General features: G+C 63.8%; 7 protein-coding genes. All 7 read right to left on the bottom strand.

The window, feature by feature from the left end; translation table 11 throughout:
• Window positions 1-127 precede the first annotated feature (127 nt).
• Window positions 128-1,207, bottom strand: coding sequence for a tagatose 1,6-diphosphate aldolase (locus NZM16_RS06280; RefSeq protein WP_295450164.1), 1,080 nt, complete (start codon window positions 1,205-1,207; stop codon window positions 128-130).
• The gene (locus tag NZM16_RS06275) at window positions 1,117-1,980 is read right to left on the bottom strand and encodes a spherulation-specific family 4 protein (RefSeq protein WP_295450167.1); all 864 of its coding nucleotides are present in this window, start codon (window positions 1,978-1,980) and stop codon (window positions 1,117-1,119) included. Before NZM16_RS06275 ends, NZM16_RS06280 begins: the two co-directional genes overlap by 91 nt.
• Window positions 1,981-2,395: 415 nt before the next feature.
• Window positions 2,396-3,802, bottom strand: a complete 1,407-nt coding sequence (locus NZM16_RS06270) for a DUF4832 domain-containing protein (RefSeq protein WP_295450169.1) — start codon at window positions 3,800-3,802, stop codon at window positions 2,396-2,398.
• 30 nt (window positions 3,803-3,832) lie between these two features.
• The gene (locus NZM16_RS06265) at window positions 3,833-4,441 is read right to left on the bottom strand and encodes a hypothetical protein (RefSeq protein WP_295450172.1); all 609 of its coding nucleotides are present in this window, start codon (window positions 4,439-4,441) and stop codon (window positions 3,833-3,835) included.
• Window positions 4,442-4,677: 236 nt separating this feature from the next.
• A complete protein-coding gene (locus NZM16_RS06260) occupies window positions 4,678-5,559 on the bottom strand; it encodes a carbohydrate ABC transporter permease (protein ID WP_295450174.1) in 882 nt (293 codons plus the stop codon).
• A 32-nt stretch (window positions 5,560-5,591) separates the two neighbouring features.
• A complete protein-coding gene (locus NZM16_RS06255) occupies window positions 5,592-6,596 on the bottom strand; it encodes a carbohydrate ABC transporter permease (RefSeq protein ID WP_295450177.1) in 1,005 nt (334 codons plus the stop codon).
• Window positions 6,597-6,669: 73 nt separating this feature from the next.
• Window positions 6,670-7,447, bottom strand: a 778-nt coding sequence (locus NZM16_RS06250; RefSeq protein ID WP_295479359.1) for an extracellular solute-binding protein, incomplete at its 5' end; no start/stop codon positions are given.

Below are 7,447 nucleotides of genomic sequence, written 5' to 3'. Positions count from 1 at the left end.
GCTGGGCGCCGGGGTCGGGGTGGGAGCCGGAGTGGCCGTCGGCGTTGCAACCGGCGCGCAGGCTCCCAGCGCAAGAGCCACGAACAGCCAGAGAGCCACCGGTGTCGGAATTCCTCGTCGCATCATCCTAGGCCTCCTCGTTGGGATTGGGGTATGTTGAATAAGCGCGATACCAGCCGAGCGGTGCCTCGGCGGTGTAGAAATCCGTAAACGGCCGGGCAAGGGCCCGGACGACCGCCCGCAGGCGCTCCAATCGCTCGCGCGCCGCTGTCCGCAGGAATTCAAGCCGTGCTGGGCCGGAGAGCTGCGCTGCCTCCTGCCAGACCGCCCGTCCGACAGCAACCCCACTGGCCCCAGCCCGGCATGCGATCTCCACCTGACGCTGGTAGGTTTCAAAGTCCACCGCCGCCGACAGCAGCACCCACGGGACGCGGCTGGCCGCGCTGAGCTCAGCGCAGACGGCCGCTGCTTCCTCGTCCGTCGCCTCCGGCGACGCCGGGAACTCCATCTTCAGCAGGTCTACGCCGGGGATCGCCGACAGACGCCGGGCGGCTTCCACCGCGGCCCGATTCTTCTCCGCAGGGAAGAGTGCTCCCGACGCAACGAGGGGCTCAATCATTAACGCCAGATCGAAGCGGACGCACTCCGCCGCCACCTGAGCAACCAAGGCCTCTACTTCGCCCGCCCCCGGGGCCTCTGGATGGTAGCGGACAAGGAGCTTAGCCATCTGGGCGCCCATCCGCTTAGCCTTCTCCACACTCCAGCCCTCCAGCAACTGAGGGCGCCCCGACATTGCCTCCGCGCTATATCCCGTGGCCTCTAGGGCGACCACCAGCCCGCGGTCGCCGGGGAGTGCCCCCGCGGCGACCGCCTGGGCCGCTCCATACTCTGGGTCCAGCAGGACACCGGTAGCAGACGGGGCCAGCTCCCGTGTGACCTCCACCTTGAAGCGGACCAGCTCGGCTTCCGATGCGAACATCGGGTGGAGCCGGCGCAGGTTCCGTCGGTGGTCCAGCGCCAGGAGGACGAAAACCCCTTTCGGATCCGCGCACTGTTGCAGGCCACGGAGCTTGCCGACCGAGAGCGCACGCGCCGTTGGCGCCCGCGGCCCGACCCCTACGGGCCGCGGTGGATTAGGGGCAGAAACGCCCGCCGGAGGCCCAGCAGCGTCAGCTCCAGCTCCCAGTAGGTCGGCAGGGTATCCCATGGGTTCGGCCCTCCGTCCGAGGTGACATACACCCACCGAACGTGGCTTGAGCGGGCCTTGGCCAGCACATTCGCCAGATAGGCCGCCGGGACGTCATACACCAGATGCCAGAACCGATCGGGCGGATAGTTGGTCTCCCAGCCCGCCAGTGCCCAGCTCCGATAATTGCTGCAGTCGTTCGCCGATGCATCCTGGACGCACGCCTCCTCGAAAGTCAACAGGACATCACTGGCCAAAACGTAGCATTCGTTTGTTTGAGTTCCGGGGTTCAGGGCCACCACCTGCGTCGGCCCATACGTTGTCTTAATCCAGTTGTAGAGCGGCCGGTAATAAAAGGCCTCGCGGGCGCAGTCCGTGCTGGCCTCGTCGAGGAAGATGCCGTCCACAGCGTGCCAGCTGTAGTGGCGGCTGATGTCCAGTTGGACCGATGACAAAGGGCGCGTCCCATATTGCGTGTATACGTATCCAAGCACCCTGATCCCTTTTATCCGAGCAGCCTGCACCAGGTGGGAGTAGGCAGGATCCGGGCTGCTGCCCGGCCCGTTGTCGGGGTTGATGACGACCATCCCGACGAGGGGCGTCCCGTTGAGCAGGCGGCGCCACTCCAGCCCCGGCCACTCGGCCCCGGGTTCCGGATCCCAGTAGGCGGGAACAGCGACCCGCAAGACGGGCGTCCCAGCCCCCCGGGCCGGGCGAGGTTCCATCCACCCGAGCGGGCCCATAGCCGCGAGCGCCCCGGCCAGCACAAGCGCAAGCGTCCAGCTTCTCGTCACCGGCTTCCTCCCGGCCCCTCGAAGGACATAAAGACCTCACGGGCTTCCCACCTCCTCTGACAGCCTACCCGGAGCCCGCGCCGGTGGCCAGCTAGGAGATCGGCCAAACCGCTATGCCAGTGCCGGCCCCGAAGGCCTCGGTGGGCACTGCAGATCGCTCACCCCGACTTCGCGATCTCTTGACGCCAGAGGGCCTTGCATCCCCCACCCCCGGATGAGGGGCATTGCGCCACCTGGGGCGCTTTCGGCCGGTCGCATAGGCCTCTCCGACCGATCGCGCACAGCCGCGCGGACCCCTTTTCAGGCGCGGGGCGCACCGCCTCGCTGAGGGGACAGCCTGGGCCGCCGGCCGCGGTTCTCCCAAGCCAAGCCCCTGCCCCTGGATTGACCTCTTCGCTCAGCAAGCGGAGAGGCCTTAGGGCCGAACGCGGACGGTGCCCAGGACGTTCCAGCCAGTGGACTCCTCCCACGTCCCCTCGTTGGCGAAGCGAATGCTGTAGCGCGGGTCGTTGCGCAAGCTTTCGTAGCCGTCGGGCAGCCAGAGGGCCACCCGATACTCCCCCTCCGGCAGGTCACCGGGCAGCTTCACAGAAGTAGAAACCTCCCAGCGGCCCGGCAGCCAGCGGCGCGGGTCCACCCCCTCCAGTCGCGCGGTGTGCACTACCGGCCCAGCGAGAACCAGGAACAGGGGACGTGGATTCAGCGGAGCAGCAAACCCCTCGTTGCGCAGCTTCCACGCGATGGGGAAATCGCCGCCGCGCCGCACTTGTGCCGGGAACGTCGCCTCCTCCATCACCAGGCGATATCCCAGCCGCTTCTGGATCTCCTCGAAGCATCCCTCCCGCTGCCAGTTCCGGATGACCTGCTTGTGATAGCTAATATTCAATCCGGTCCAGTGCAGCGTCTCCATCTCCTGGATGGCCGTTGCACAAGCCTGGAGCTTCGGGTAGACCTGGCAGGTCTCCCCGTCGGCCGGGGTGAACTGGGTGATCTGGGAAAGATAGGCGATCGCCTTCTCGCGGCTGAACTCCCCGCCGGGATAGGTGCCTATATCGGTGTCCGAGGAGAGGAAACAATCGTTGTGGAAACCCAGGCGGGCTTGGAGGGAGCCGCTGAAGGCCTGCTCTGCCGTGAGCGGCTGAGGAAAGAGGGTCATCAGGTCGGGCGGATAGCGGAGCAGGATGAAGCGATCCGAGGGTAGGGCATCGGCCAGGGCCTCCAGGATCGCCCGCTTGGCGTTCATATCGCGGTCCAGGCCGTGGGTGGAGGTGTGCCACTCTCCCCACGCGCCGATGAAGCCCGCGTGCAGCCAGGCGATGACGTCGGCGTTCTTCTGCAGGACCGGCTTCAGTTGCTGGATGTGACGCAGGATCCAGTCCAGCGGGGCATCCGGCTCGGATTTGGGGTAGGGTCCGAAGTTGTAGGAGAAGCGCAGGACGACCTTGACGCCGCCCCGTCGCAGGGCCCCCAGGGCAGCATCCAGCTCCTCCAGCAACTCCGGCGGCAGTTCGCGGGTGCGATAGTCGTCCAGGCGCACGTAGGAGAAGATCAGCGAAGAGCCAAGCGTTCGATAGACAGAATAGTCGGTGTTGGGATCCAGGCGATCCATAGAGTGGCGGAAACCCCGCTCGGGGTTGACAACATCGCCCTCGAGGGGCCGATAGGTGAGAGTCTGCAGCTCCGCTTGGGTTGTGGTCCCCGAGGCAACTGTTGCCGCCGGGCCGGGGATTTCAGTCCCCGGCCCGGCTGGCGTCGCAGCGCTCCGACACGCTGTGGCAAGCAGAACGATGAGGGCCCAAACGACGATCGCGATGCGCCTCATTGATCGATCCTCCGAGGGAACGGCTTGCCCTCAGCGCTTGAGTTCCTTAGTCACCTTCTGGGTGGTGGCCACGGCATCCCAGTTGATGTTGACCAGCTGGGCGACGAAGTCAGCGGCCTTCGCCTTGTCTAGCTTCAGATCAGCCAGCTTCACCTTCCAGAGGACAGTGTTTTTGCCCACCTCGAAGGCCATATCCGAAGCAGAGACCGGCTCCCAATTCCAGTCCGATCCCCCGCCCTTGTATGAGAACAGTCCGGCGTTTTCCATGAGAAAGTCGGCGCCAGCGCCGCTGATGTGGTAACCGGTTTTCGGCGACTGGTCAGCATCGACAAAAACGTGGAAAGCATTATAGTCAGAGGGCTCTCCGCTGAAGGCGAAGGAGATCTGGAGAACGCCGTCGACAACCTCGAATTTGAGGTCCCGGATCTCCCCCGAGGTCAACGGGGCTTTGGTGGGGGTTACGGCAGGCGTGGGCGTTGGCGCCGGCGTTGGGGTCGGCGTAGGGGGAGGGGTGAGGGTGGGAGCCGGCGTGGGCGTCGGCGGCACGGGAGTCGGCGTGGGCGCGGGGGCCGCACAGGCGCTGGCCGCCAGCGCGATGACGAATACGACCGCAGTTGTGAACATGCCCTTGGCCTTCATCGCTCACCTCCCTTTGGGTTTGATCGGTGAACGCAAACTCACAGCGTCAAACGATGGACCCAGCTCCGAAATACTCCACTGCTTTGTCCGCTCTTCTCCTCGTTCAGAGCTTTCGGGAACGGTGGAGAGCTTTCGGCTCTCTGCGTCGCCCTGAAGGTTGTCCCCTCGCCTATGCCCCAAAGGGCCGCTGAGAGAGAAAGGGAGAAAGGAGACCGGTGACCACCGCGCGAGGCCCGTTACTTAAAGGCACTCTGGCTGGCCTGCTCCACGATCCAGCGCTGGGCGATAAAGTAGACGATGAAGATGGGCAGCAGCGTCAACATCGCTGCAGCCAGCACCAAGCCCTGGTTGGCCCCATGCTGGGTGGAATACCAGACCAGCGCCAGCGGGATGGTGCGCTTCTCCGGCGAGGTGATGACGATCAGTGGCCAGAGGTAATCGTTCCACGAGGCCATGAAGGTCAGAATGCCCAGGGAGGCCAGGGCCGGTCCCAACTGCGGCATAATGATGCGCCAGTAGATGCCGAACTCCGAGGCTCCGTCCAGCCGGGCAGCCTCCAGGATTTCGCTGGGGAAGTTCTCCACGAACTGCTTGGCCACAAAGATCCCATACGCGTCGATCAAGAGGGGGATAATCAGGGCCCAGAGCGTATCGATCAGCCCCATCTTCACGGTCAGCAGATACAGGGGGATCATCACCACCTGGAAGGGGATCATCAGCTGGGCCAGGATCATCCCGAAGAACAGGTTCCGGCCGGTGAAACGGTAGCGGGCAAAAATATAGCCGGCGAAGGAGCTGATAAGCAAGGTCAGGACAGTTCGGGAGAGGGCGACGATCCCGCTGTTGTAGAAGATCCGGTGGAGCGCCAGCTGCCGGTCGGAGATCACAGTGACGTAGTTCTCCAGCGTGGGGCTCTCCGGGATGAAGGTGGGCGGCACACGTCGCAGTTCGGCGTTGGTCTTAAATGATGAAAGGAAGACATAGACGAAGGGCAACAGCGTGAAAGTGAAACCAGCTATCAGCACCACATAGGCCATGCTCTGGGACAGCACCCGCCAGAGGCTCAGTTTGCGCCGCGCCGGAACCGCCGCAGGTATCGCGATCGCCTCTCCCGCCATGTCGCCTCCCTTACTGAACTGAAGGTCTTGTCTCAAAACTCCCACTCCGCTCGCAATAGGCGGAACTGGATGATGGTCAGGATGAGCAGGATGATGAAGAGAAACATGGACATCGCGGCGGCCATCCCCATGTTCTCGGCGTAGGCAAAAGCGTTCTGATACACGCTGAGCAGGATGGTCTGGGTCTGGTAGGCCGGCCCCCCACGGGTGAGCAGCCAGAAGAGCACGAACTGCTGCATGGAGGAGATCACCGTCAGCACCGAGGCCAGCAGGATGGTGCGGCGGAGCAGGGGGATCACAATGTGCCAGAACTCCTGCCAGGGATTGGCCCCATCGATCCGTGCCGCCTCACGGAAAACGGAAGGGATGCCCTGAAGGGCGGCGATGAAGAACAAGGTGTTATAGCCGAAGGTAACCCACACATAGACGATGGTCACCGCAATCATCGCCAGGGGGATGCCGAAGTAGACCTGGCTGGGGTCAGAGAGCCAAGAGCGCGGCGGCGTCAGGCCGATCGTTTTTATGATCTGGCTGAGCAGGCCCCAGTTGGGCGCATATACATACGACCAGATGATGGTCACCGCCACGCTGCCAGTGACCACCGGCAGGAAGTAGATGAAGCGGAAGATCACCTTCACCCGCTGGTGGACGCTCTCCAGGATTATGGCCATTGGGAGGGCGACACCTACGGAAAGCGGGACGGCCAGCAGGGAGAACAGGATGGTGTTCCAGATGGCCTGGCGGAAGATACGGGCCGACTTGGTGTTCCCTGTGAAGAGCTCGATGTAGTTCCCCAGGCCGACGTAGGGGTTGTCGCCTCCCAGGCCCAGGAACCAGCCCCCCTGGCGGGTGGGCGTGTAGGAGAACAAGCTCATGAGCACCACCCAGAAGATCGGGAAGAGCACGAAGACGAAGGCCCAGGCCAGGATCGGCGCTAGACCAAGATAGGCGAAACGGCGCTGCGGGGCTGTGAGCTTCCCCCCATCATGGGTGCCAATCCATTCCAGCAACGTGCGCTTGATGGCTGCCGCCGTCATCCACGGTTCCTCCTTTGCCGGCCGCCGTTCTAGCGGCGGCCGGCCCCTTTATCGCGCGTTTCCCCCGATCTCCCTACTTCCCGGCGCTGTCCACCATCGCGTTGGCTTCCTCGTGGATCCGTTGCGCTGCCTCTTCCGGCGAGATCATCCCCTGGATCGCCTGGATGATGTTCGGATAGACAATGTCAAACTCCAGCTGGTGAGGGTCAGTCACGTCGCCCTGGAAGACCCCGTAGGGCAACAACTCCAGCAGGTCTTTCATGAAGGGATGGGCCTGGTGCAGACGCGGGTCATTGGCCACCTGTTTGAGGGCAGGAATGGTGCCCGTTGTGATGTTGAAGTGGAGCGCGTTCTCCGGATCCGCTGACAGGGCCGCCGCCAGCTTCCAGGCGATATCCGGATGCTTGGTGTATTTGGTCACCACGATCCCCCAGCCGGAGACCGAGGTGAACTTATACTGCGGGCCCATGAAGGGTGGCAGTCGAACGTAGTCAAACTTGAGGTCAGGATAGGTGATGCGGGCCTCCCCGGCGAACCACGAGCCCAGCACGGCGATGGCCGTCAGCTTCTGGGCGAAGGCGGCACCCACCCAGTTGCTCTCCGCGTTGTAGGTGACTGGGTCCACCACCTTATCCTTCTGGGCCATCTCCACCATCTTGCGGATCACCGCAACGGCCTCCGGGGTGTTGAACTTGAAGTGGCGGCCGTCCTCGGCGAAATAGGTCCCGCCCTGCTCCAGGATGCCCGACAGGAAGTAGGTGTAGAGCTGATCGTTGTTGGTGTAGTGCAGACCAGCGACCTCCATCGCACCCGTCGCATCGAACTTCGTCAGCTTCTTGGCGTAGGCGACC

It is taken from the genome of Thermoflexus sp. (assembly GCF_025055495.1).
Classification (GTDB): domain Bacteria; phylum Chloroflexota; class Anaerolineae; order Thermoflexales; family Thermoflexaceae; genus Thermoflexus.
This window is presented reverse-complemented; position numbering and strand designations above follow the sequence as displayed.

Coding starts and splice junctions, on each gene's coding strand:
- NZM16_RS06280 (WP_295450164.1), bottom strand. CDS start 1,207: ATGGGATACCCTGCCGACCTACTGGGAGCTGGAGCTGACGCTGCTGGG.
- NZM16_RS06270 (WP_295450169.1), bottom strand. CDS start 3,802: ATGAGGCGCATCGCGATCGTCGTTTGGGCCCTCATCGTTCTGCTTGCC.
- NZM16_RS06265 (WP_295450172.1), bottom strand. CDS start 4,441: ATGAAGGCCAAGGGCATGTTCACAACTGCGGTCGTATTCGTCATCGCG.
- NZM16_RS06260 (WP_295450174.1), bottom strand. CDS start 5,559: ATGGCGGGAGAGGCGATCGCGATACCTGCGGCGGTTCCGGCGCGGCGC.
- NZM16_RS06255 (WP_295450177.1), bottom strand. CDS start 6,596: ATGACGGCGGCAGCCATCAAGCGCACGTTGCTGGAATGGATTGGCACC.